Below are 22,281 nucleotides of genomic sequence, written 5' to 3'. Positions count from 1 at the left end.
GCCCACAAAAAAGCCCCGTGAGTGTCAGCTCACGGGGCCTTTGGGTGTTGCGTCTGAATCAATGCCGCTTACGGTTGGTAATCTGGGTACCGACACCGCTGTCGGTGAAGATTTCCAGCAAGACCGCATTGGGCACTCGACCATCGATGATGTGCGAGCTGTTGACCCCGCCCTGAACCGCTTCCAGCGCACAACGAATCTTGGGCAGCATGCCGCCGTAGATGGTGCCGTCGGCAATCAGGCCGTCGACCTGTTCAGTGGTCAGGCCGGTCAGGACCTCGCCCTGCTTGTTCATCAGGCCGGCGATGTTGGTCAGCAGGATCAGCTTCTCGGCCTTGAGGGCTTCGGCAACCTTGCCTGCTACCAGGTCGGCGTTGATGTTGTAAGACTCACCTTCCGGACCCACGCCGATAGGCGCGATGACCGGAATGAAATCCCCTTTGACCAGCATGTTGAGCAGCCCGGTATTGACCCCGACCACTTCGCCCACCTGACCGATGTCGATGATTTCAGGCTTGGTCATTTCCGGCGTCTGGCGCGTGACGGTGAGCTTCTTCGCACGAATCAGCTCGGCGTCCTTGCCGGTCAGGCCGATTGCACTGCCGCCATGACGGTTGATCAGGTTGACGATGTCCTTGTTGACCTGACCACCGAGCACCATCTCCACCACATCCATGGTCTGCGCATCGGTAACGCGCATGCCATCGATAAAGTGGCTCTCGATGGACAGGCGCTTGAGCAGATCACCGATCTGCGGTCCGCCACCGTGAACCACCACCGGGTTGATCCCTACCGCTTTCATCAACACGATGTCGCGCGCAAAGCCTGTTTTCAGCTCTTCGCTCTCCATGGCGTTGCCGCCGTACTTGATAACCAGCGTCTTGCCGACAAAGCGGCGAATGTAAGGCAGCGCTTCGGAAAGGACCTTGGCTACATTAGAGGCGGCATCGCGTTCGAGGGTCATTCAGGGCTCCAGTCAAAAGGAAAAACAATCAAAATGGCAGGTCGAGATCCGGCGCAACTTTCTTGAGCTCTGCGTGGAACACGTCCTTGATACGCTGCAGTTCATCCTCGGTCTCGGCTTCAAAGCGTAGCACCAGTACCGGCGTGGTATTGGAAGCGCGAACCAGACCCCAGCCTTTCGGATAGTCCACACGGACACCGTCGATAGTGGTCAGTTTGGCGTCGCCCCATTGCGCGTCGGTTTCAAGGGCTTCGATGATGCTGAACTTGGTGACGTCCGTCACCTTGATGTTGATTTCAGGCGTCGAAATATCGTTCGGGAAGGTTTCGAACAGGTCTTCGGCGTTGGCCGACTCCTGGCTGAGGATCTCCAGCAGGCGTGCCGCGCTGTAGATGCCGTCGTCAAAACCGAACCAGCGCTCTTTGAAGAAGATGTGGCCGCTCATTTCACCTGCGAGCAGGGCACCGCTTTTCTTCATCTCTTTCTTGATCAGCGAGTGACCGGTCTTCCACATGACCGGACGGCCGCCATGCTCGCTGATCAGCGGAGTCAGGCGACGGGTGCATTTGACGTCGAAAATGATGTCGGCACCCGGATTGCGCTTGAGCACGTCCAGCGCGAACAGCATCAACAGGCGATCCGGGTACACCACATTGCCCGCGTTGGTAACCACGCCGACACGGTCACCGTCACCGTCGAACGCCAGACCCAGATCGGCACCGGTTTCCTTGACCTTGGCGATCAGGTCCTGGAGGTTTTCCAGCTTGCCCGGATCCGGGTGGTGGTTAGGGAAGTTGCCGTCCACTTCCGCGAACAGGGAGATCACTTCACAACCCAGTGCTTCGATCAACTGCGGGGCAATCACGCCAGCTGCGCCGTTGCCGCAGTCGACCACGACCTTCAGCTTGCGGGCCATGACGATGTCGTCCTTGATCTGCTTGAAGTAGCGATCGAGGATGTCGACTTTGGTGATGCTGCCTTTCTGCGACGTCAGGTTGTTGGTCTTGATGCGCTCGTGAAGCGCCTGGATCTGCTCGTTGGCGAGGGTATCGCCCGCGATGACGATCTTGAAGCCGTTGTAGTCCTTGGGGTTGTGACTGCCGGTCAGCATCACGCCGGTCTTGCCGGCCAGCACGTTGGCTGCGTAATACAGCGCAGGCGTCGGGACCAGGCCCACATCGCTGACATGGCAGCCGCTGTCATGCAGGCCCTGAATCAGTTGCTGCACCAGCTCCGGGCCGGAAAGACGGCCATCGCGACCAACGCTGACGTTGGGTTCGTTCTGCGCCAGGCTTTCGGAGCCGATGGCGCGGCCGATCCAGTAGGCGGTTTCAGCGTGCAGGGTGTCTCCGACCACGCCACGGATGTCGTAGGCGCGGAAAATATTCTCGGGAAGGTTGGGTGCAACGGATGCTGGGCTGTTCATAGCGAGGGGGTGCTCCGATCTCAGGAAGTCCTGGTTTTCGTCGAGAAGGTCGATATCAAGGATATCGGTATCTTGAAACAGTGGATCGGTCCAGTCGGTGCGTGACGCAGCCACTGTGGACGAAGCACTGCCTTTGGCAATATCTGCATCGCGCTGCTCATCCGCAACCAGGGCAGGCGCTGCCTGAGGCTGACTGCGAAGCGAGACACGAGCGAGGGCCTGAGCCAGACCGCTAAGGGCGGGGAGGCTCAAACCGAAGGGTTTGACGGCTTTTCCGCGTGAGAGTTCTTGGAGCAGTTGATCCAGTTGCCGTGCATCTGCACAAATACGCTTTTGCAGGGCCCGCTCGTTACGATGCAGACCAAGCAACATGCCCGCTCCAGCGATAACCAGCGCCAGCAGCAAAAGCAAGACGGAAGGTGAAGTTTTCAGGCCGGGACCGGGCGTGAATTCAAATTTCCAGCCTGAATAGCCGGTATCGAACACCTGAGGTCTGCCACCCTCTGCCTGACCGCGCTGGAGGAAAACCTGTGCCGGTCCGCTGCCGAACTGCTGGCTGAGGACCACTTGTCCGACCTCGGCAGGGAGTGCGGGCAAGGCGTTGAGCAGGCGCTGCAGATCAAAGGCCAGCAGCAACGTGCCCGCGACCGGTTGAGTGGCAGCGGCACGCACAGGCGCCGCACTATAGATCAGCCAGCGTTCGCCGACCTTGCGAGCCTCCGGGGCGACGATTTCACCCTGTGCGGCCTTGTTGAGCATATCCAGCGTGGCAAAACTGACCGGCAGCGTGCCTTGCGTATCGACGTCGGCCAGCCCCTTGGGGTAAAGCCGCGCGCCTGCCAGGCCGTCCCAGCGGGTGAATCGATCCTGCGCTGCCAGCAAGGCAGAGGCATCATTGCTCTGAAGCGTCTGGGCAAGCGCTGCACCGGAGGCAGCCGACTGAGTGTCGGCATTGATCTGGCGCAGCGCCAGGTTCACCGCTGCCGCCTGACTGCCGCCCCATGCCTGGACAAGCTGATCCTGCTGCTGCGGGCTGGTCATCAGTGCGACCCAAACCAGCGCCGCAGCGATTATCAGGCCGATAGCCGCTGGCACGAGGCCGGACGCAAGCCCGCCGAGGCTTGCCACCGGAGGTGAGTTGTCGGCCTGTACGGCGTGCTTTGAAGCGCTGTGCTGACTGCCTTTCACCGACCTCTCCCTGAGCCTTGCTGCGAACCCGGATTGTTTGCCGAATGACGATCAATGGCTGCCGGAGTGACCGAAGCCGCCTGCGCCACGCTGACTTTCGTCAAACGCTTCAACCAGTTCGAAGTGCGCCTGTACCACAGGCACCAGCACCAGTTGTGCAATGCGCTCGCCCACCGCAATGTTGAAGGCGGTCTGGCCACGGTTCCAGCAGGACACCATCAGCTCGCCTTGATAATCGGAGTCGATCAGGCCCACCAGATTACCCAGGACGATGCCATGTTTGTGACCCAGGCCGGAGCGCGGCAGGATCAGCGCGGCAAGGCCCGGATCGCCGATGTAAATCGACAGTCCGGTAGGGATCAGCAGGGTCTGGCCGGGCTCGAGGACCGTGTCCTCCTTGAGCATGGCACGCAGGTCCAGGCCCGCCGAGCCGACAGTGGCGTAGGCCGGGAGCGGGAATTCGTTGCCAATGCGAGGGTCGAGGATCTTGGCTTGTAGAGCGTGCATTCGTAGTTAAACCTGATTCATGCGTTCGGCGATAAAAGTGATCAGCTGGCGAGCAATCTTGGCCTTGCTGGTCTGAGCGAAAAGCGTTGCGTGCAACGCCCGGTCAATCACGCTGCAAGCGTTCTCTTCACTGTTGAAACCGATGCTGGGATTAGCGACATCGTTGGCGACAATCAGGTCGAGGTTCTTGTCCTTCAGTTTGCGCGCGGCATAGTCGAGCAGGTGCTCGGTCTCGGCGGCGAAGCCGACACTGAAGGGGCGGTCCGGGCGGGTTGCGATGGTCGCCAGAATATCCGGATTACGGACCATCTGCAGCAGCAAGCCATCACCGTTTGAAGGATCTTTCTTCAATTTGTGCGGGGCAACAACTTCCGGGCGGTAGTCCGCCACCGCTGCCGAGGCTATGAACAGGTCGCAGGGGATGGCTGCTTCACAGGCTGCCAGCATGTCGCGGGCACTGACGACATCGATGCGCGAGACGCGATCCGGTGTCGGCAGGTTGACCGGGCCGGTGATCAGCGTGACGCGCGCCCCCGCTTCAACAGCCGCTTCGGCCAGCGCAAAGCCCATTTTTCCCGAGCTGTGGTTGGTGATGTAGCGCACTGGATCGATGTTTTCCTGGGTCGGGCCTGCGGTGATCAGCACATGCTTGCCCGTCAGGCTCAGACGCTGAAAACAGTCGGCTGCGCACTGGGCCAGATCGTCGGCTTCCAGCATCCGTCCGAAGCCGACATCGCCACAGGCCTGGCTGCCGGAGGCTGGCCCGAACACACGAAAGCCACGTTCCTCAAGCAGCCGGGTGTTGGCCTGCACGGAGGCATCACGCCACATCGCCTGATTCATCGCCGGTGCGATGGCAACCGTGGCATCGGTGGCCAGCACGATGGTGGTCAGCAAGTCGTTGGCGATGCCTTGCGCCAGACGTGCGATCAGGTCGGCAGTGGCCGGTGCCATGAGGATCAGGTCGGCCCATTTGGCCAGTTCTATATGGCCCATCGCCGCTTCGGCGGCCGGATCGAGAAGATCCAGATGCACTGGATGCCCGGAAAGGGCCTGCATGGTCAGAGGCGTTATGAATTCTGCTCCGCCCTTGGTCATGACGACACGTACTTCAGCGCCCTGATCGCGCAGGCGGCGGACCAGTTCAGCGCTCTTGTAGGCCGCGATGCCGCCGCCGACGCCAAGAACGATGCGTTTTCGATACAGCCGCTGCATAGACCTGCCTTTTTGGTCGAGTGAATACGCGACGGCCATGACGCCTCCCCAGGCCAGATCGTCGCGCAAAAAAGATGGGCTAAGATAGCACAGCGACCGCAGTGGAACAGCGGTGCCCAACCACATGGAGGTGCTATGAGTATTCGCAGTTGGCCCGCGGCCGAACGCCCGCGGGAACGCTTGTTGGAGCTGGGGGCGGGGAGCCTGTCCGATGCCGAGTTACTGGCTATCTTTTTGCGTACCGGGGTGGCCGGAAAAAGCGCCGTAGACCTCGCGCGTCATCTTCTGAATCAATTTGACGGGCTCAGACCGTTACTGGATGCCGACATGTCCTCGTTCACCTCCCAGCTAGGGCTGGGGCCTGCCAAGTTCGCTCAGTTGCAGGCAGTCATGGAGATGGCGCGTCGGCACATGGCCGAGACTTTGCGCCGCGACTCGGCACTGGAAAACCCGACCCAGGTGCGCAACTATCTCAAGGCCCTGCTGCGACACGAACCTCACGAAGTGTTCGGCTGTCTGTTTCTGGACAACAAGCACCGTGTCATGACCTTCGAGGTACTGTTTCGCGGAACGATCAACGCCTCCTATGTGCATCCGCGCCAGGTGGTGAAGCGAGCGATGGCTCACAACGCTGCCAGCCTTATCCTCTGTCATAACCACCCCTCCGGCATCACCACGCCCAGCCGTTCCGACATCGACCTGACCAAGCGCCTCAAGGAAGCGCTGTTGCTGGTCGATGTTCATGTGCTGGACCACGTGATCGTGGGCGACGGCGAACCGCTGTCGATGGTGGAGCGCGGGTTGATGTAGCACCCACGCTCCGCGCTCATCGTGGTACACAAGTCCTGAAGAGCCCGGAAATGGGCGTTCAGGTTTATGCCCGGTTCGCTCCACGCCAATGACGCAAAGAGGCCCAGGGCGGTCTGGCGGCTTATTTGACCTGGACCTTGTAGAAGTCCTGCCTCCCGAACGGGCTGACCTGATAGCCCGTCACGTCCTTGCGTACCAGGGCTGCAGCGGTTGGGTGAGCAAGAGGAACCCACAGCGCCTGTTGCTGTATCTGCTGCTGAGCCTGGTAGTACAGCTTGCTGCGTTCAGCCTGATTGCTGATGGACTTGCCGTCGTTTATCAGCTTGTCCAGCGTCTTGTCGCAATAGCGGGCGAAGTTGGTGCCCGACTGCACGGCCGCACATGAGAACTGCGGAGTCAGGAAGTTATCCGGATCGCCATTGTCACCCGCCCAGCCCATAAACAGCAGGTCATGCTCACCGGCCTTGGCGCGCCGAATCAATTCGCCCCATTCAATGATCTTGATCTCGGCGTCGACGCCGATCTTTTTCAAATCAGCCTGCAGCAGCTGAGCGCCCAGACTCGGGTTCGGGTTCAGCAGGCTGCCGGAAGGTCGCGTCCAGATAGTGGTCTTGAAACCTTCCTTCACACCGGCCTTGGCCAGCAGCGCCTTGGCCTTGGCAATGTCCTGCGGATAGCCGGGCAGGTCTTTGGCATAGCTCCAGGTGTTGGGCGGATAAGGTCCATTGGCTGTCTCGGCGGTGCCTTCGAACACGGCTTTCAGGTAGTTGGCCTTGTCGAACGCCAGATTGATGGCCTGACGAACTTCCGGTTTGTCGAACGGCGGGTGCTGGCTGTTGATCGCGACAAAAGCGGTCATGAACGCTTCGGTCTTCTCGACCTTGAGCGAGTCGTCCTTGCTGGCTGCCTGAATGTCCAGTGGCTTGGGCGATAGCGCTATCTGGCATTCATCTTGACGGATCTTCTGCAAGCGCACATTGGCGTCCGGGGTGATGGCATATACCAGCGTATCGACATCGGACTTGCCGGCAAAATAGTCCTTGAACGACTCATAACGCACCACGGCATCTTTCTGGAAGCGCTTGAACACGAACGGCCCGGTACCGATCGGCTGACTGTTGAGCTTTTCCGGGGTGCCTGCTTTCAACAGCTGAGCGGTATATTCCGCTGAATAGATCGAGGCAAAGCCCATGCTCAGTGTGGCAAGGAAGGTCGAGTCCGCTCGATTGAGGGTGAAGCGCACGGAGTGCGCGTCAGGCGCTTCGATATTTTTGATAAGGGCGGGCAGTTGCATGGATTGCGCGTGCGGGAAGCCGCTCTGGGCAATCTTGTGCCACGGGTTCTGCGGATCGAGCATGCGCTGGAAGCTGAACAGCACGTCATCGGCGCTCAGATCGCGGGTCGGCTTGAAGTAGTCCGTGGTATGGAATTTTACCCCTGAGCGCAGCTTGAAGTCGTAAGTCAGTCCGTCTTCGGACACACTCCAGCTTTCTGCCAGGCTCGGGACCAGCTTGCCGCTCTTGGCATCGAAGTCCACGAGGCGGTTCATCAGCACGTCGGCTGATGCATTGGTGGTGGTCAGCGAGTTGTACTGCACAACGTCGAAACCTTCAGGGCTGGCCTCGGTGCAGACAGCAAGGGTCGATGCCTGAGCGGCAATCGGAAGCAACAGCGGAACAAGCAAAAAAGGGAGTGCAGCTAGGCGCATGGCGTTATTTCCTGTTCAGAAAGGGCCCCATCTGCCGGCGCAGTCTGGTGAGGGACTAACCCTAGACCATGTATTGGCGTAGAACAATCGTCACGGTGCGACGAGCGGTCGATTTGCCTGTACCCCCGCATTGCTTGAGCATAGCGCCGCACAGGGCGGATTCATTCGGCCTGAAGTGCTTTGCCTGTTGTTGCGGCAAAGGCTTTCTGGTATAAAGCAGCGCTCTTTTCTAGGGGCCCGGTTCCTTCACTGTAGGTGTAGCCGGTAAGACCCTTAAAGAAACGCGGCGCCTGGCGCCAAATGACTGAGAGATTAAGCGGCCAACCCATGCCGGGTTGGGCATGTGGTTTTAGAGGGCTGAGGCATGTCGAGAGTATGTCAAGTTACCGGTAAGGGTCCGGTGACTGGGAATAACATTTCCCACGCAAACAACAAAACCCGTCGTCGTTTCCTGCCAAACCTGCAGCATCACCGCTTCTGGGTTGAAGGCGAGAAGCGTTTTGTTCGTCTGCGCGTATCTGCTAAGGGCATGCGTATCATCGACAAGCGTGGCATCGAAGTTGTGCTCGCTGAACTGCGTCGCGACGGCAAAATTTAAGGGAGAGAATCATGCGTGAATTGATCCGTTTGGTGTCGAGCGCTGGTACAGGCCACTTCTACACCACCGACAAGAACAAACGTACTACCCCGGATAAAATCGAAATCAAAAAATTCGATCCGGTTGTACGTAAGCACGTGATCTACAAAGAAGGCAAAATCAAGTAATTGATTCTGTCGGCTACAAAAAAACCCGCTTCGGCGGGTTTTTTTGTGCGTGTGCTCCTGACGTAGCTGCCAGCAGTACCCAGGCAGCCAAACGCCCGGCTATGCGCCGGGCGTTTCAAGCACGAAGCTGCTGTCGTGCCGCGAAGATGTGCGCTTCTGATCAGCCAAAGCTGAAGCCGGACACCAGACCAGCCTTGTCGACATTGATGTTCAGTCGATTCGGGTTGAGGTCGTGGGTAGTCATGTCGCCAGGGCCAAGCACCTTCTGAAGGCCGGTGATTTCGCTGATGTAGGCTTTGACGGTAGGTACATAGCGGCTGCCTACAAGGTACTGAAGTGTCTGGGTGATAACTTCGTTGGTCATGTTCAAAATCCTTTTTTTGAGTGAATGTCCTTTACTGGACACGCTCAGAATCCCTCAGAAAGCCCTGAATGACGTGGTACTTATTTATGTGCAGCCGCTTCAAACACCACATAAATCTTGCGACATGTTTCCAGCACCTCCCAAGTCCCTTTGAAGCCCGCCGGAATCACAAAACGATCGCCTGCGCGCAGCGTTTTGGCATTGCCTTGCTCATCGCGCAGCACTGAAACGCCCTGTACGATCTCGCAATACTCATGCTCGGAATAATTCACCTGCCACTGCCCTGGCTCTCCATTCCAGACGCCTGCGCTCATCTGGCCGCAGGGGCTGTTGTAGTGGTTGTAGAGGGTTTGCGCCGGATCGCCCTTGAAGACTTTTTCCGATGCGGGCCGATAGTGCTCGGCGGCGGTGCTGGCTTCGCTGAAGTCGACGATGCTTTCGATGCTCATGTTGGCCCCTTCTTGAGTGCGTTGACGTTTTGACGAACGAGCGAGGCGTTAGTGCCCTGGTCGTGAGCAGGTCTGTTTAATAAAATCAACATAAAAGCCGATTAAAGGCTGTCTGTGTCAAATATATTGGTTTTTCAAAGCCGCTGGTTTAGGGTGACGACCTTCCTGAAAAATTTCAGATTGTGTCTTTAATCAACCATGACACACCCACATTCAACAAGAGGAGGACATGCAAATGACCACCCTGACTCGTGCTGACTGGGAACAACGCGCCCAGAATTTGAAGGTCGAAGGCCGTGCCTTCATTCAAGGGGAATATACCGCAGCCGCCTCCGGCGAGACGTTTGATTGTGTCAGCCCGGTCGATGGCCGGTTGCTGGTCAAGGTCGCCAGTTGCGACGCCGCCGACGCCCAGCGCGCCGTAGACAGTGCGCGCAGTGCCTTCAACTCGGGAGCCTGGTCACGACTGGCCCCGGCCCGGCGCAAGGAAACCATGATCCGTTTCGCAGGGCTGCTCAAGCAAAACGCCGAAGAGCTGGCCTTGCTTGAGACCCTGGACATGGGTAAACCGATCAGCGACTCGCTCGGTGTCGACATACCCGGCGCTGCCAGAGCGTTGAGCTGGAGCGGAGAGGCCATCGACAAGCTGTATGACGAAGTCGCCGCAACGCCTCATGACCAGCTTGGTTTGGTCACGCGCGAGCCGGTGGGTGTCGTGGCTGCCATCGTGCCGTGGAATTTTCCGCTGATGATGGCCTGCTGGAAGCTGGGTCCTGCGCTGTCCACCGGCAACTCCGTCATCCTGAAACCGTCCGAGAAATCTCCGCTGACCGCCATTCGCGTTGCGCAGTTGGCCATTGAGGCGGGTATTCCTGCAGGCGTGCTCAATGTACTGCCGGGCTACGGCCATACCGTCGGCAAGGCGCTGGCACTGCACATGGACGTGGACACTGTGGTGTTTACCGGTTCGAGCAAAATCGCCAGGCAACTGATGATCTATGCGGGCGAATCGAACATGAAGCGTGTCTGGCTGGAAGCCGGTGGCAAGAGCCCGAATATTGTCTTTGCCGACGCCCCGGATCTGCAGGCCGCCGCCGATGCAGCTGCCAGCGCGATTGCCTTCAACCAGGGCGAAGTGTGCACCGCCGGCTCTCGGCTGTTGATCGAGCGCTCCATCAAGGATCGTTTCCTACCGATGGTGATTGAAGCGCTGGCCACCTGGAAACCCGGCAACCCGCTTGATCCTGCGACCAATGTAGGCGCACTGGTTGATACGCAGCAGATGAATACCGTGTTGTCCTACATCGAAGCGGGCCATGCAGACGGTGCCAGGCTGGTGGCGGGCGGCAAGCGCGTTCTCCAGGACACCGGCGGCACCTACGTCGAGCCGACCATTTTCGATGGGGTGAACAACGCCATGAAAATCGCTCAGGAAGAAATCTTCGGCCCGGTGCTCTCGGTGTTGACGTTCGACAGCGCCGAGGAAGCGATCCAGATCGCCAACGACTCGCCCTATGGTCTTGCCGCGGCAGTGTGGACCGCGAACATTTCCAGGGCGCATCTGACTGCCAGAGCTTTGCGCGCAGGCAGTGTGTGGGTCAACCAGTACGACGGCGGCGACATGACCGCGCCGTTCGGCGGCTTCAAACAGTCGGGCAACGGCCGTGACAAGTCGCTGCATGCGTTCGACAAATACACCGAGCTGAAGGCGACCTGGATCAAGTTGTAAGCCCAGGTCTGATCATCGCTTCCATGCTCTGCGTGGGAGTGTAGTTCTGAACGCTCCGCGTCCTGTTTTGCATGTGCGCAACGACGCAGATGTGTAACGCGGAGCATTGGCACGATGGCCATCTCAAGATTGATCATCGCTGCGCACAGAATTTGTACAGGGCGATGAGCAAGCCGCGCCGGGCAGGAGCTTGAAATGCGTTGGGGTACTTATTTTGCTGTGCTGGCGGCGGTGCTGGGCGTCGGTCTGGCAATGGGCGTCAGCATGCCGCTGGTTTCATTGCGGCTGGCAGGCTGGGGCTACGGCTCGTTTGCCATCGGCATCATGGCGGCGATGCCTGCGGTGGGCGTGCTGCTCGGCGCAGCGCTGGCCAGTCGTCTTGCAGCGCGCTTCGGCACGGCCAGGCTGATGCGTCTGTGCCTGTGGGGCGGGGCCGTGTCGGTCGGTGCGCTGGCGCTGCTGCCGTATTACGGCATCTGGTTGATCTTGCGTCTGGCGCTGGGTGTCATTCTGACCATTGTCTTTGTGCTGGGTGAAAGCTGGATCAATCAACTGGTCATCGAGCGTTTGCGCGGGCGGCTGGTCGCACTGTATGGCAGCACCTACGCATTGAGCCAACTGGCTGGCCCACTGTTGCTGGGCGTTATCGGCACTCAGGCCGACTATGGTTTCTGGATCGGCGTGTTGCTGCTGGTCGGTTCCCCGTTCCTGCTTCTGGGGCGCACGGGGGCGCCTTCGACCGAGTCCTGCAACGTAACGTTTACCGACCTGTTCGGGTTCTGTCGCGGCATGCCCGCCATCGCCTGGGCGGTCGCCCTGTTTGCTGCGTTCGAAGCGCTGATTCTGACGCTGTTGCCGCTCTACTGCATACGCCACGGCTTTACCCCGGAAATTGCCCTGATCATGGTCAGCGTGGTGGTGGTCGGTGACGCATTGCTGCAATTGCCGATCGGCATGCTCGCTGATCGCATCTCGCGGCGCGCGATGTTTAGCGGATGCGCCGCCTTGTTGCTGGCGTCCAGTCTGCTGGTGCCACTGCTGATCGACAGCGTTCTGATCTGGCCGCTCTGGACCGTATTCGGTGCCAGTGCAGGCGGGCTGTTTACCCTGTCGCTGATCCTGATCGGCGAGCGTTACCGTGATGATTCACTGGTCCGCGCCAATGCGCATGTCGCTCAGCTGTGGGGCATCGGCTGCCTGCTGGGCCCTTTGATAGCGGGCGCTGGCAGTCAGTGGGTCAGCGGTGAAGCGTTGCCGCTGATGATGGCGGCGGGTGCCTTGGGCCTGCTGATTCTGATCAGGCGGCGCGGAGCATTCGGGGACGCCCAGGCTGCGCCCGCTTAAAGCATTCTTTCAAGGCCGATGGCGCGACTCATCCATGCGTTGAAACGCCTCCACCAGTCGCCCGGTTCGGTGTGCAGCGTATGGATCTGGCCATTGTCTTCGGTCACCCACACGACTTTGCCGTCCTCAAGCTTCGCCTCGTAGGTGAGTGACGGGGCCATGCCCTGCAGCGTCAGTTCGCGCAGCTCTTCGGCCAGTTGCGGACTGTCGACCAATACGCCGACTTCGGTGTTCCACAGCACAGAGCGCGGGTCGAAGTTGAATGAGCCGACAAAGACTTTTTGCCGGTCGAAAATCATCGCCTTGCTGTGCAGACTCGATTCGGAGCTGGCCAGCGAGCTGCTTTTCTTGAACAAATGCGGGCCGCTGCCGCGCATGGTCTCGGTATCACCCGGCTGACGGCGCAGCTCGAACAGTTTTACACCATGCTCCAGCAACGCCTTGCGGTAAGGCGCATAACCGCCATGCACGGCAGGCACGTCAGTGGCTTCGAGAGAGTTGGTCAGCAGGCTGACGTTGACGCCCGCGTCGGCACGGCCAGTCAGATACAGCAAACCTTCCTGGCCCGGTACAAAGTAGGCCGAGATCAGCATCAGTTCCTTGCGAGTGTTCAGCAGCTCGGGGGCCAGTTGCGTGGTCAGCAGCAGATGCGGATCGGGATCGCCCTGCGCCAATACCTTGGTCGGTGCGTCCCACAGTGCCTGGTTATGCGCCCAGACCAGCTCGTTCAGCCAGGTTTTCATGCGTGGTTGAGTCTTGTAGGCCATCAACCGCTCATAAAGCGCCTTGTGTTGCTGATGCGCCTGTTCCAGTGAATCGTCCAGTCGCTGCCGGGCCTCGGCCAGATCCTCGCCGTCCGGCAGGAAATACATGAACGCATCGATAGGCTTGCTGAGCGTGCTGTTCCAGTATTGATCGAAGCTGTGACCGAGCTGCTCGGCGACCGGCCCCACGCTCAGCATGTCGATATCGGTGAAGTTCAGGTTCGGTTCGGCGTCGAAGTACTCATCACCCAGGTTGCGTCCGCCAACGATGGCCACGCTGCCGTCGGCCAGCCAGAGTTTGTTGTGCATGCGCCGGTGCTGACGCGACAGGTTCATCAAGCGCCCGAGGCTGCGCGTGATGCCCGTCTCGCGACCCAGGTTTTGCGGGTTGAAGAGGCGGATCTGAATGTTCGGGTGGGCGGCGAGTGTGGCGATGGCCTGGTCCAGCCCGTCGCTGGTGGTGTCGTCCAGCAGGATGCGCACACGAACGCCACGGTCTGCCGCCTTGAGCAGTTCATCGATCAGGGCGCGTGTGCTCAGGCCATCGTGGACGATGTAATACTGCAGGTCGAGGCTGCTTTTGGCGTTACGGATCAGTTCGGCGCGCGCCTTGAAGGCATCGCTGCTGTCAGGCAGCAGGCGGAAGCCGGAACGGCCTTCGTGCGGCATGGCCATGGCCTGAATCGAGCGGCCGAACGCAGAACCCGAAGGCGGCATGACCTGGCTTGGCTCGCTGGCGATTTGCTGGTGTGCGCAACCGCTGACGCACAATGCAACCAGCAGGCAAAAGGGCAAGGCCCATGAGTTGTTCAAATGTGTTTTCCGCGTCTGGACATGGCTCGACTTGGCGATAAGACCTGCAAAACCGGGAAAGATTTGCCAGCGTCAGTCAGTTTGCGCATTCAATAGCGCAATGGTCTCGCCGACGATACGCACGGCGTTCTCGATTTCACGGTCCGGCTTGGCCGCGAAGTTCATGCGCATGCAATTGCGGTACTTGCCCGAGGCCGAAAAAATACTGCCCACGGCGATCTGTACGCCCTTGCCCAGCAAGGCTCGATTCAGGCGCAGCGTGTCGAAGCTTTCGGCCAGCTCCACCCAGAGCATAAAGCCTCCTTGCGGGCGGCTGGCGCGGGTGCCCTCGGGGAAATAGCGCATCACCCAGTCGATCATCTGGTCGCGACTGCGCTGGTACTGGGTACGCATGCGCCGCACATGCGGCTCGTAGTGGCCGGCTTCGATGAAGTCAGCGATGGCCAGCTGCGGCTGCGGAGCAGTCGAGCCCGTGCCGATGTATTTCATGTGCAGTACCTGCTCCAGATAACGTCCCGGCGCCACCCAGCCAATCCGCAGGCCTGGTGCCAGCGTCTTGGAAAACGAGCTACACAACAGGACACGGCCGTCCTCATCAAAGGATTTGATGGTGCGCGGACGAGGGTAGTTGTAAGCCAGATCGCCATACACATCGTCTTCGATGATTGCCACATCGAACCGTTGCGCCAACGTCAGCAGCGCCCGCTTGCGAGCTTCGGGCATGACGTAACCCAGCGGGTTGTTGCAGTTGGGGGTCAGCTGGATGACCTTGATCGGCCACTGTTCCAGCGCCAGCTCCAGCGCTTCGAGGCTGATGCCGGTCAGTGGGTCGGTGGGGATTTCCAGGGCTTTCATGCCCACGCCTTTCAACGTCTGCATGGCACCGAAAAAGCTTGGCGAGTCCACCGCCACAATGTCGCCCGGCGAGCAGATGGCCCGAACACTCGCCGACAGGGCTTCATGGCAGCCATTGGTGACGATCAGGTCATTGGCGGTCAGGTTGCAGCCCGAGTCGAGCATCAGCCTGGCAATCTGATCGCGCAGTCTGCGCACGCCGTAAATGTTGTCGTAATAAAGCCCCGGCATGTCCTGATGGCGACTCAACTGGCTCAGGGCGCGCATCAACGGTTTCAGGGTGGGGCTGGTGACATCCGGCATGCCACGTCCCAGTTGCGTGACGGCTTCGAGCGGTGCCACGCGAATCAGGTCCAGCACCTGATCCCATTGAGAGATATCCACAGGCCGCTGGACAGGTCGCCCGACAGCAGGCAGCGCGGGAGCTGCACGACTGCTCGATACGAAATAGCCGGATTTGGGTTTCGGCGACGCCAGACCGTTGTCTTCCAGCACCCGATACGCCTGCTGCACGGTGCTCAGGCTGACGCCGTGTTCGACACTTAACGCGCGTACCGATGGCAAGCGGTCGCCGGGGCGATAGAAGCCGTTTTCGATCCGCGAGCCGAGCAGTTCGGCGAGGTTGACGTAGAGCGTCATAACGTACTCTCAGGTTGTGCAGGATGGAGAGCAATACAGATTGGGCAAAAATATAGCATTCAGAGCGGTTTTTGCATCTTCTGTATGGAAAATATAATGTAATTTTGAATCTGTAATGGTTTTGCCGCCCGCTTCATCATAGACCCATACCCAACCAGGATGAGGGAATTGCAAATGAACGGGTTCAGCGATGTGCGCCTTGCGCTTCACAGCCAGGAACTGAATGACTATCGGCCAGCTGCGGTCAGGACGGTTCGTTCGAACAAGGCCGATCTGCTGGCAGGCATGGGCCGCTGGGCACTGTACCGGCACCGCTGGACTTCCCGTCGCACCTTGCTGGAAATGACGGACGATCAATTGCGCGATATCGGGCTGGATTTCCGGCAGGCGCGGATCGAAGCGATGAAACCGTTCTGGAGGCCCTGAGTCTCCTCAGCGCAGCTCTTTCAGTCGGTGCCAGAGCATGCCCAATGCCAGCAACGGCGAGCGCAAGTGCTTGCCGCCCGGAAAGGTCATGTGGGGCACCCTGGCGAACAGCTCGAAGCCATCGCTGTGTTGCCCGGCGATGGCTTCAGCCAGCAACCGGCCTGCCAGATGCGTGGCGTTGAGGCCGTGGCCCGAGTAGGCCTGAGCGTAGAACACATTGGAGTGCTGCTTGAGCCGGCCGATTTGCGGCAGGCGATTGGCACCGATACCGATCATTCCGCCCCACTGGTAGTCGATTGCCACGCTGGCCAGTTGCGGGAACACATCCAGCACCTTCGGTCGCATGTAGGCGGCGATATCCTGCGGGTCACGGCCCGAGTAATGACAGGCACCCCCGAACAGTAAACGTCGGTCGGCTGACAGCCGGTAGTAATCCACCGTTACCCGCTGATCACAGACCGCCATGTCCTGCGGCAACACTTCACGGGCCTGGGTCTCGCTCAAGGGTTCGGTCGCGATAATGTAGCTGCCTGCAGGCAAAACCTTGCCGCTGATTTCCGGATTCAGGTTGTTAAGGTAGGCGTTGCAGCCCAGCACGAGTGTTTTCGCCAGCACTGATCCATGTGCCGAATGCACTTTGACCTGCGGACCGTAGTCGATTTTCGTCACCGCAGTGTGCTCGAACAACTGAACACCCAGTGACTGCGCAACGGCAGCTTCACCCAAGGCAAGGTTCAACGGATGAAGGTGCCCGGAGCCCATGTCGATCAGGCCGCCGACGTAGCGATCGGAGCCCACCACATCGCGCATCTGATCCGGTTGCAGCAACTTCAATTCATGGCGGTAGCCGAGGCTGCGCAGCTCTTGCGCATCTTCGGCAAGGTGATGCAGATCACGCGGCTTGTTGGCCAGATCGCAATAACCCCATTTCAGGTCGCAATCGATGCCATGCCGTTCGATACGCTGACGCACGATATCGACAGCCTCGATGCCCATCAGCTTCAGTTGCCGCACGCCATCGCTGCCGATGACGCTGGCAAATTGTTCGACGCCATGACCAACCCCGCGAATCAACTGGCCGCCATTACGCCCGCTGGCACCCCAACCGATTTTGCGCGCTTCAAGCAGCGCAACACTCAGCCCGCGCTCGGCCAGTTCGATGGCGGTATTGAGGCCGGAAAATCCGCCGCCCACCACGCACACGTCAACTGACACTTCGCCTTGCAGCGCAGGGTGATCCGGTTGCGGATGGCTGCTCGCGGCGTAATAAGAGGCAACATGCCGGTCGTCGTGAAGCGTCGGGTGCCGAACGCGGGCGTTCATGAGTGGGTCCTGTTGGCGGGGGAAGGCGTGTCGGGAGGATAAGCCGCTGTCATGAGCCTGCCAACTGGGGCAAACTCTGCGCATTGCGCAGGAATGGTCGATTCAATGAGTTGTAACCGTCAGAAAATAAGTGATCTGCGCCGCCAGATCCCTTCGTTCGAGTGTGTGCCAGGCTGCCATGACTGCTGTGGTCCGGTCACGACCTCGCCCGAAGAAATGTCGCGCCTGCCGCGCAAGACTGCCGTGGAGCAGGAAGCGGCGCTCAATGAACTCAACTGTGTGCACCTCGGCCCGCAAGGCTGCACCGTGTATGACGAACGCCCGCTGATTTGCCGTCTGTTCGGCACCACCGAAAGCCTGCCATGCCCGAATGGCCGTCGCCCGGTCGAACTGATTCACCCTCGGGTCGAAAAACAGATTCATCAGTACATGGCCTCGACCCGGCAGGTACTGGTCTAGGCGTTGTGCGTAAGGTAGCTGTTTTTGCCTTGCCCGACCTTTGCTCGCCGACTTTTCGCAACGCGCCCCGGATCAGTCGGCAATCGGCAGGTTCAGGCTCTCTTTCACTTCCTCCATCACGATATAGCTCTTGGACTCGCGCACATGGGGCAGCTTGAGCAGGATATCGCCCAGCAGCTTGCGGTAGGAGGCCATCTCGGAAATGCGCGCTTTGACCAGGTAGTCGAAGTCGCCCGATACCAGATGGCACTCCAGTACGTGCGGGAGCTTCAACACGGCCCGGCGAAACTCTTCAAAGGTGTCGCCAGACTTGTAGTCCAGACTGATTTCCACGAACACCAGCAGACTGGCCTTCAGGCTTTGCGGGTTCAGGCGGGCGTTGTAACCCATGATGATCCCCTCGCGCTCCAGCCTGCGAACCCGTTCGGTACATGGCGTGGTCGAGAGGCCTACCCGCTCGCCCAGTTCGGTGAACGAGATACGTCCGTCTTCCTGAAGGATGCGCAGGATATTGCGGTCGATCTTGTCCAGTTCACGATTTGACTGGTGTTGAGTGCGCATGGGTGGTTTCCCCTCTACCAAAGCGTTTATCGCCGGGAATAAACGCCAAATATAGATGTTTATACAGTGAGAAGCACTGCCCATTGCTCAATATACTGCGCACAATCTTGCTTAAAACTTCAAAACGTCAGCGGATATCCGCGATGAGGTCATCGACATGCGCGTTCTGGTCCTTGGAAGTGGTGTAATCGGTACAACCAGTGCTTATTATCTGGCGCGTGCCGGTTTCCAGGTGACCGTCGTCGACCGTCAGCCTGCCGCCGCGATGGAAACCAGTTTTGCCAATGCCGGTCAGGTCTCGCCGGGCTATGCATCGCCATGGGCAGCACCCGGTGTTCCGCTGAAGGCGATCAAATGGTTGTTGCAGCGTCATGCGCCATTGGCAATCAAGGCCACGGCCGATATTGACCAATACCTGTGGATGGCGCAAATGCTGCGCAACTGCACGGCCAGCCGCTATGCCGTCAATAAAGAGCGCATGGTGCGCCTGTCTGAATACAGCCGTGACTGCCTTGATGAACTGCGCCTGGAAACCGGCATTGCCTACGAAGGGCGCCGCTTGGGCACCACTCAGTTGTTCCGTACTCAGGCGCAACTGGACAATGCCGCCAAGGACATTGCCGTGCTCGAGCAGTCGGGCGTTCCTTATGAATTGCTGGATCGCGACGGCATTGCCCGCGTCGAGCCTGCGCTGGCCGGTGTGACCGGTATCCTCAGCGGCGCACTGCGGCTGCCCAACGACCAGACCGGCGATTGCCAGCTGTTCACCACGCGCCTGGCAGAGATGGCCGTGGCGCTGGGTGTCGAGTTCAGGTACGGGCAGAACATCGAACGCCTCGACCAGGCGGGTGACCGTATCAAGGGCGTATGGATCGACGGCAAGCTGGAAACCGCCGACCGTTATGTGCTGGCGCTGGGCAGTTACTCTCCGCAACTGCTCAAGCCGCTGGGCATCAAGGCCCCGGTCTATCCGCTGAAGGGCTATTCGCTGACAGTGCCGATCACTGACCCTGCGATGGCACCGACGTCGACCATTCTCGATGAAACCTACAAAGTTGCCATCACCCGCTTCGACAACCGGATCCGGGTCGGTGGCATGGCGGAAATCGCCGGCTTTGACCTGTCGCTCAACCCGCGCAGGCGCGAAACACTGGAGATGATCGTCGGTGACCTCTATCCTCAGGGCGGCGACCTGGCCCAGGCCAGCTTCTGGACCGGGTTGCGTCCGACCACTCCCGATGGCACACCGATTGTGGGTGCAACGCCGTTGCGCAACCTGTTCCTCAATACCGGCCATGGCACACTGGGCTGGACGATGGCGTGCGGTTCCGGTCGCTTGCTGGCAGACCTCATTGCCCGCAAGACACCCCGTATCAGTGCCGAAGGTCTCGATATCTCTCGTTACGGCAACACTCAGGAGAATGCACAGCATGTCAATCCAGCGCCAGCTCACCAATGAGCGCATGAGTCAGGTCGTTGTCCACAATGGCACCGTCTATCTGTCGGGCCAGGTCGGCGATGACATGACCGCAGGTGTCGAGCAACAGACCCGAGAGATCCTGAACAGTATCGAGCGCCTGCTCGACCTGGCCGGCACTGACAAGACCCGTATTCTGTCGGTCACGATCTACCTGAAAGACATCGACGCGCATTTTGCCGGTATGAACAGCGTCTGGGACAAATGGCTGCCCAAGGGGTTCGCGCCTGCACGTGCAACGGTCGAGGCCCGACTGTGCGAGCCGGAAATCCTCGTCGAGATGTCGGTTGTCGCTGCGTTGCCTTGATACTGCTGTGCCCGATGCGTTTCCGGCGTCGGGCTTTTTCGACCCTTATCACTCCTTCAGGCAAGAAACGTCATCATGCGTCCAGCCCGCGCCCTTATCGATCTTCAGGCACTGCGTCACAATTACCAACTGGCCCGTGAACACTGCGGTGGCAAGGCGCTCGCGGTCATCAAGGCCGATGCCTATGGCCACGGTGCGACACGTGTTGCCCAGGCACTGGAGGCGCAGGCCGACGGCTTCGCAGTGGCCTGCATCGAAGAAGCGCTCGAGTTGCGTGCGGCAGGCATCCGCGCACCCGTTCTGCTGCTCGAAGGTTTTTTCGAAGCCGATGAGCTGGCTCTGATTGTCGAGCACGACTTCTGGACGGTCGTGCATTCGACCTGGCAACTGGAGGCCATCGAACAGGCGCACCTCGGCAAGCCGATTACGGTCTGGCTCAAACTCGATACGGGCATGCATCGTGTCGGTCTGCATCCGTACCAGTATCAGGCGGCCTATGAGCGGCTGCTGGCAACCGGCAAAGTGGCGCGAATCGTTCTGATGAGCCACTTCGCGCGCGCCGATGAGCTGAACAGCGGATGCAGTGATGAACAGTTCGCCGTATTCGAGGCTTTTCGCAAAGGCCTGGCAGCAGAAACCAGCCTGAAAAACTCTCCGGCCGTTCTGGGCTGGCCGCATATCCCGAGTGACTGGTCGCGCCCCGGCATCATGCTTTACGGCGCCACGCCGTTTGGCCAGCCACACCCGCTGGCAGACCGCCTGCAACCGGTCATGACCCTGGAATCAAAGATCATCAGCGTGCGTGAATTGCCCGCCGGTGAAGCCGTGGGCTATGGCGCGACATTCGTTTGTGACCAGCCGTTGCGTATCGGTGTGGTGGCGATGGGTTACGCCGATGGCTATCCGCGTCATGCGCCGACCGGCACGCCGGTGCAGATCGATGGCCAGCCCTCCCGGCTGCTCGGGCGCGTGTCCATGGACATGCTTTGTGTCGACCTGACGTGCGTGCCGCAAGCCGGGCTTGGCAGCCATGTCGAGTTATGGGGCCGGCAGGTGCTCGCCAGTGAAGTAGCCTTGCAGGCTGAAACGATTCCCTACGAAATCTTCTGCAATCTGCGGCGCGTTCCGCGCATCTATTCCGAAGACTGATTGAGCCCCCTGTCTGCCTGGCCGCTGTATGTCTGGTGTCTGTCGAAGTGTTGTAAATATCGAACGCTGTTGCCATGATGGCGTTCATCTCGACTAGACCTTACAGAAACCGGGGGAATATCGTATTGGACGTGGGTGAACGACTGCAATCGATCCGCAAGCTCAAGGGCCTTTCCCAGCGTGAACTCGCCAAGCGCGCAGGCGTGACCAACAGCACCATCTCCATGATCGAAAAGAACAGCGTAAGCCCGTCGATCAGCTCGCTGCGCAAGGTGCTCGGCGGTATTCCCATGTCCATGGTCGAGTTCTTTTCGGAAGAAACCGTGCCGGAAAACGCCGCCCAAGTGGTGTACAAGGCCAGCGAGCTGATAGATATCTCGGACGGCGCAGTGACCATGAAGCTGGTCGGCAAATCGCATCAGGGCCGCGCCATCGCCTTTCTTACCGAAACCTATCCGCCGGGTGCCGACACCGGTGAAGAAATGCTCGTCCATGAAGGCGAAGAAACCGGCATTCTCGTTGAAGGGCGCCTTGAGCTGGTGGTCGGGCTCGACACGTACGTGCTGGAAGCAGGTGACAGCTATTATTTCGAAAGCACCCGGCCGCATCGCTTTCGCAACCCGTTCGACGTTGCTGCACGATTGATCAGTGCAGCAACGCCTGCCAACTTCTGACCCGCCCCCATGCAGAGTGACGTGTGAAACTGACCAGCAGGATTCTGACCTTTGCGGGCGCTCTGACGTTCTGCGCGCTCGATGCTCAGGCAGCCGACACCGCGCGATCTTCCGACGACATCATTGCTGCCCATTGCGTCGCCTGCCATAGCGTCGGCCTGCTCAACGCACCGAAGATCGGTGATACAGCGGCCTGGGAAGAACGGGTCCGTCAAAAAGGCGGTCTTGATGGATTGCTGGCCAGCACCATCAAGGGCCTCGGCATCATGCCGCCCAAGGGCACCTGCGGCGATTGCACCGACGACGAATTGAAGAGCGCCATCCGGAGCATGTCCGGGCTGAAGTGAAGTGCATACTCGCGTGGT

Annotated in this window: 23 protein-coding genes; 12 read left to right on the top strand and 11 right to left on the bottom strand. The window is 59.5% G+C overall.

The window, feature by feature from the left end:
* Positions 1-58: 58 nt before the first annotated feature.
* The 4 genes from argB to coaBC are packed head-to-tail and all read right to left on the bottom strand — an operon-like array spanning position 59 to position 5,300.
* Positions 59-964 (bottom strand): acetylglutamate kinase, encoded by a 906-nt coding sequence (gene argB / locus ALO80_RS14965; RefSeq protein WP_024674997.1) that lies wholly within the window; start codon positions 962-964, stop codon positions 59-61.
* Between the two features lie 28 nt (positions 965-992).
* Positions 993-3,578, bottom strand: coding sequence for a phosphomannomutase/phosphoglucomutase (locus ALO80_RS32320; protein WP_055009555.1), 2,586 nt, complete (start codon positions 3,576-3,578; stop codon positions 993-995).
* 51 nt (positions 3,579-3,629) lie between these two features.
* The gene (gene dut, locus ALO80_RS14955; protein WP_005731629.1) at positions 3,630-4,085 is read right to left on the bottom strand and encodes a dUTP diphosphatase; all 456 of its coding nucleotides are present in this window, start codon (positions 4,083-4,085) and stop codon (positions 3,630-3,632) included.
* A gap of 6 nt (positions 4,086-4,091) precedes the next feature.
* Positions 4,092-5,300, bottom strand: coding sequence for a bifunctional phosphopantothenoylcysteine decarboxylase/phosphopantothenate--cysteine ligase CoaBC (gene coaBC, locus ALO80_RS14950; RefSeq protein WP_054984690.1), 1,209 nt, complete (start codon positions 5,298-5,300; stop codon positions 4,092-4,094).
* Between the two features lie 135 nt (positions 5,301-5,435).
* On the opposite strand from coaBC, the gene radC reads away from it, so the two are divergent.
* Positions 5,436-6,110 (top strand): RadC family protein, encoded by a 675-nt coding sequence (gene radC / locus ALO80_RS14945; RefSeq protein WP_055009554.1) that lies wholly within the window; start codon positions 5,436-5,438, stop codon positions 6,108-6,110.
* A 121-nt stretch (positions 6,111-6,231) separates the two neighbouring features.
* On the opposite strand, the gene ALO80_RS14940 is transcribed toward radC, so the two are convergent.
* Entirely contained in the window at positions 6,232-7,818 is a 1,587-nt protein-coding gene (locus ALO80_RS14940) for an ABC transporter substrate-binding protein (protein WP_055009553.1), read from the bottom strand.
* 364 nt (positions 7,819-8,182) lie between these two features.
* On the opposite strand from ALO80_RS14940, the gene rpmB reads away from it, so the two are divergent.
* Entirely contained in the window at positions 8,183-8,416 is a 234-nt protein-coding gene (rpmB, locus tag ALO80_RS14935; RefSeq protein ID WP_002551514.1) for a 50S ribosomal protein L28, read from the top strand.
* An 11-nt stretch (positions 8,417-8,427) separates the two neighbouring features.
* A complete protein-coding gene (rpmG, locus tag ALO80_RS14930) occupies positions 8,428-8,583 on the top strand; it encodes a 50S ribosomal protein L33 (RefSeq protein WP_002551515.1) in 156 nt (51 codons plus the stop codon).
* Between the two features lie 160 nt (positions 8,584-8,743).
* On the opposite strand, the gene ALO80_RS14925 is transcribed toward rpmG, so the two are convergent.
* Positions 8,744-8,947, bottom strand: coding sequence for an I78 family peptidase inhibitor (locus tag ALO80_RS14925; RefSeq protein WP_055009552.1), 204 nt, complete (start codon positions 8,945-8,947; stop codon positions 8,744-8,746).
* Positions 8,948-9,027: 80 nt separating this feature from the next.
* Positions 9,028-9,396 (bottom strand): cupin domain-containing protein, encoded by a 369-nt coding sequence (locus ALO80_RS14920; protein WP_055009551.1) that lies wholly within the window; start codon positions 9,394-9,396, stop codon positions 9,028-9,030.
* 235 nt (positions 9,397-9,631) lie between these two features.
* On the opposite strand from ALO80_RS14920, the gene ALO80_RS14915 reads away from it, so the two are divergent.
* Both ALO80_RS14915 and ALO80_RS14910 read left to right on the top strand, forming a co-directional pair.
* On the top strand, positions 9,632-11,125 hold the full coding sequence (locus ALO80_RS14915) for an aldehyde dehydrogenase (RefSeq protein WP_055009572.1): 1,494 nt from the start codon (positions 9,632-9,634) through the stop codon (positions 11,123-11,125).
* A 195-nt stretch (positions 11,126-11,320) separates the two neighbouring features.
* Entirely contained in the window at positions 11,321-12,469 is a 1,149-nt protein-coding gene (locus tag ALO80_RS14910) for an MFS transporter (RefSeq protein ID WP_055009550.1), read from the top strand.
* On the opposite strand, the gene ALO80_RS14905 is transcribed toward ALO80_RS14910, so the two are convergent.
* Positions 12,466-14,046: a phospholipase D family protein gene (locus ALO80_RS14905; RefSeq protein WP_055009549.1), complete on the bottom strand. Its 1,581-nt coding sequence runs from the start codon at positions 14,044-14,046 to the stop codon at positions 12,466-12,468. The two genes, ALO80_RS14910 and ALO80_RS14905, sit on opposite strands and share 4 nt — an antisense overlap.
* A 72-nt stretch (positions 14,047-14,118) precedes the next feature.
* Positions 14,119-15,540 (bottom strand): aminotransferase-like domain-containing protein, encoded by a 1,422-nt coding sequence (locus ALO80_RS14900; RefSeq protein ID WP_055009548.1) that lies wholly within the window; start codon positions 15,538-15,540, stop codon positions 14,119-14,121.
* A 174-nt stretch (positions 15,541-15,714) separates the two neighbouring features.
* Here ALO80_RS14900 and ALO80_RS14895 point away from each other — a divergent pair, with 174 nt between their 5' ends.
* Positions 15,715-15,966 (top strand): DUF1127 domain-containing protein, encoded by a 252-nt coding sequence (locus ALO80_RS14895; RefSeq protein WP_055009547.1) that lies wholly within the window; start codon positions 15,715-15,717, stop codon positions 15,964-15,966.
* A gap of 6 nt (positions 15,967-15,972) precedes the next feature.
* Here the strand turns inward: ALO80_RS14895 and ALO80_RS14890 are convergent, their stop codons facing one another.
* Positions 15,973-17,289: an NAD(P)/FAD-dependent oxidoreductase gene (locus ALO80_RS14890; RefSeq protein WP_055009546.1), complete on the bottom strand. Its 1,317-nt coding sequence runs from the start codon at positions 17,287-17,289 to the stop codon at positions 15,973-15,975.
* Between the two features lie 105 nt (positions 17,290-17,394).
* On the opposite strand from ALO80_RS14890, the gene ALO80_RS14885 reads away from it, so the two are divergent.
* Positions 17,395-17,748, top strand: a complete 354-nt coding sequence (locus ALO80_RS14885) for a YkgJ family cysteine cluster protein (protein ID WP_054984701.1) — start codon at positions 17,395-17,397, stop codon at positions 17,746-17,748.
* A 72-nt stretch (positions 17,749-17,820) separates the two neighbouring features.
* On the opposite strand, the gene dadR is transcribed toward ALO80_RS14885, so the two are convergent.
* Positions 17,821-18,309, bottom strand: coding sequence for a transcriptional regulator DadR (gene dadR / locus ALO80_RS14880; RefSeq protein WP_054984702.1), 489 nt, complete (start codon positions 18,307-18,309; stop codon positions 17,821-17,823).
* Between the two features lie 157 nt (positions 18,310-18,466).
* Here dadR and dadA point away from each other — a divergent pair, with 157 nt between their 5' ends.
* The 5 genes from dadA (at position 18,467) to ALO80_RS14855 (ending at position 22,263) form a co-directional block, all read left to right on the top strand.
* Positions 18,467-19,768, top strand: a complete 1,302-nt coding sequence (gene dadA / locus ALO80_RS14875) for a D-amino acid dehydrogenase (protein ID WP_055009545.1) — start codon at positions 18,467-18,469, stop codon at positions 19,766-19,768.
* Positions 19,740-20,093 (top strand): RidA family protein, encoded by a 354-nt coding sequence (locus tag ALO80_RS14870; protein WP_055005618.1) that lies wholly within the window; start codon positions 19,740-19,742, stop codon positions 20,091-20,093. The genes dadA and ALO80_RS14870 overlap by 29 nt, the downstream gene beginning before the upstream one ends.
* Before the next feature lie 75 nt (positions 20,094-20,168).
* Entirely contained in the window at positions 20,169-21,242 is a 1,074-nt protein-coding gene (gene alr / locus ALO80_RS14865; RefSeq protein WP_055009544.1) for an alanine racemase, read from the top strand.
* Between the two features lie 125 nt (positions 21,243-21,367).
* The gene (locus tag ALO80_RS14860; protein WP_054984706.1) at positions 21,368-21,916 is read left to right on the top strand and encodes a cupin domain-containing protein; all 549 of its coding nucleotides are present in this window, start codon (positions 21,368-21,370) and stop codon (positions 21,914-21,916) included.
* A gap of 23 nt (positions 21,917-21,939) precedes the next feature.
* On the top strand, positions 21,940-22,263 hold the full coding sequence (locus ALO80_RS14855; protein WP_055009543.1) for a c-type cytochrome: 324 nt from the start codon (positions 21,940-21,942) through the stop codon (positions 22,261-22,263).
* The last annotated feature ends 18 nt before the right edge of the window (positions 22,264-22,281 follow it).

The organism is Pseudomonas caricapapayae (assembly GCF_001400735.1).
GTDB lineage: Bacteria > Pseudomonadota > Gammaproteobacteria > Pseudomonadales > Pseudomonadaceae > Aquipseudomonas > Aquipseudomonas caricapapayae.
Note: the sequence above shows the minus strand (reverse complement) of the source record. Positions and strands in the feature narration are given on the sequence as shown.

Excerpts from the sequence above, each read along its gene's own strand:
- ALO80_RS14925 (WP_055009552.1), bottom strand. The coding sequence starts at position 8,947 with ATGACCAACGAAGTTATCACCCAGACACTTCAGTACCTTGTAGGCAGC.
- ALO80_RS14920 (WP_055009551.1), bottom strand. The coding sequence starts at position 9,396 with ATGAGCATCGAAAGCATCGTCGACTTCAGCGAAGCCAGCACCGCCGCC.
- ALO80_RS14910 (WP_055009550.1), top strand. The coding sequence starts at position 11,321 with ATGCGTTGGGGTACTTATTTTGCTGTGCTGGCGGCGGTGCTGGGCGTC.
- dadA (WP_055009545.1), top strand. The coding sequence starts at position 18,467 with ATGCGCGTTCTGGTCCTTGGAAGTGGTGTAATCGGTACAACCAGTGCT.
- ALO80_RS14890 (WP_055009546.1), bottom strand. The coding sequence starts at position 17,289 with ATGAACGCCCGCGTTCGGCACCCGACGCTTCACGACGACCGGCATGTT.
- ALO80_RS14870 (WP_055005618.1), top strand. The coding sequence starts at position 19,740 with ATGTCAATCCAGCGCCAGCTCACCAATGAGCGCATGAGTCAGGTCGTT.
- radC (WP_055009554.1), top strand. The coding sequence starts at position 5,436 with ATGAGTATTCGCAGTTGGCCCGCGGCCGAACGCCCGCGGGAACGCTTG.
- dut (WP_005731629.1), bottom strand. The coding sequence starts at position 4,085 with ATGCACGCTCTACAAGCCAAGATCCTCGACCCTCGCATTGGCAACGAA.
- alr (WP_055009544.1), top strand. The coding sequence starts at position 20,169 with ATGCGTCCAGCCCGCGCCCTTATCGATCTTCAGGCACTGCGTCACAAT.
- rpmB (WP_002551514.1), top strand. The coding sequence starts at position 8,183 with ATGTCGAGAGTATGTCAAGTTACCGGTAAGGGTCCGGTGACTGGGAAT.
- ALO80_RS14895 (WP_055009547.1), top strand. The coding sequence starts at position 15,715 with ATGAACGGGTTCAGCGATGTGCGCCTTGCGCTTCACAGCCAGGAACTG.
- rpmG (WP_002551515.1), top strand. The coding sequence starts at position 8,428 with ATGCGTGAATTGATCCGTTTGGTGTCGAGCGCTGGTACAGGCCACTTC.
- ALO80_RS14915 (WP_055009572.1), top strand. The coding sequence starts at position 9,632 with ATGACCACCCTGACTCGTGCTGACTGGGAACAACGCGCCCAGAATTTG.
- ALO80_RS14940 (WP_055009553.1), bottom strand. The coding sequence starts at position 7,818 with ATGCGCCTAGCTGCACTCCCTTTTTTGCTTGTTCCGCTGTTGCTTCCG.
- dadR (WP_054984702.1), bottom strand. The coding sequence starts at position 18,309 with ATGCGCACTCAACACCAGTCAAATCGTGAACTGGACAAGATCGACCGC.
- ALO80_RS14900 (WP_055009548.1), bottom strand. The coding sequence starts at position 15,540 with ATGACGCTCTACGTCAACCTCGCCGAACTGCTCGGCTCGCGGATCGAA.
- ALO80_RS14885 (WP_054984701.1), top strand. The coding sequence starts at position 17,395 with ATGAGTTGTAACCGTCAGAAAATAAGTGATCTGCGCCGCCAGATCCCT.
- coaBC (WP_054984690.1), bottom strand. The coding sequence starts at position 5,300 with ATGCAGCGGCTGTATCGAAAACGCATCGTTCTTGGCGTCGGCGGCGGC.
- argB (WP_024674997.1), bottom strand. The coding sequence starts at position 964 with ATGACCCTCGAACGCGATGCCGCCTCTAATGTAGCCAAGGTCCTTTCC.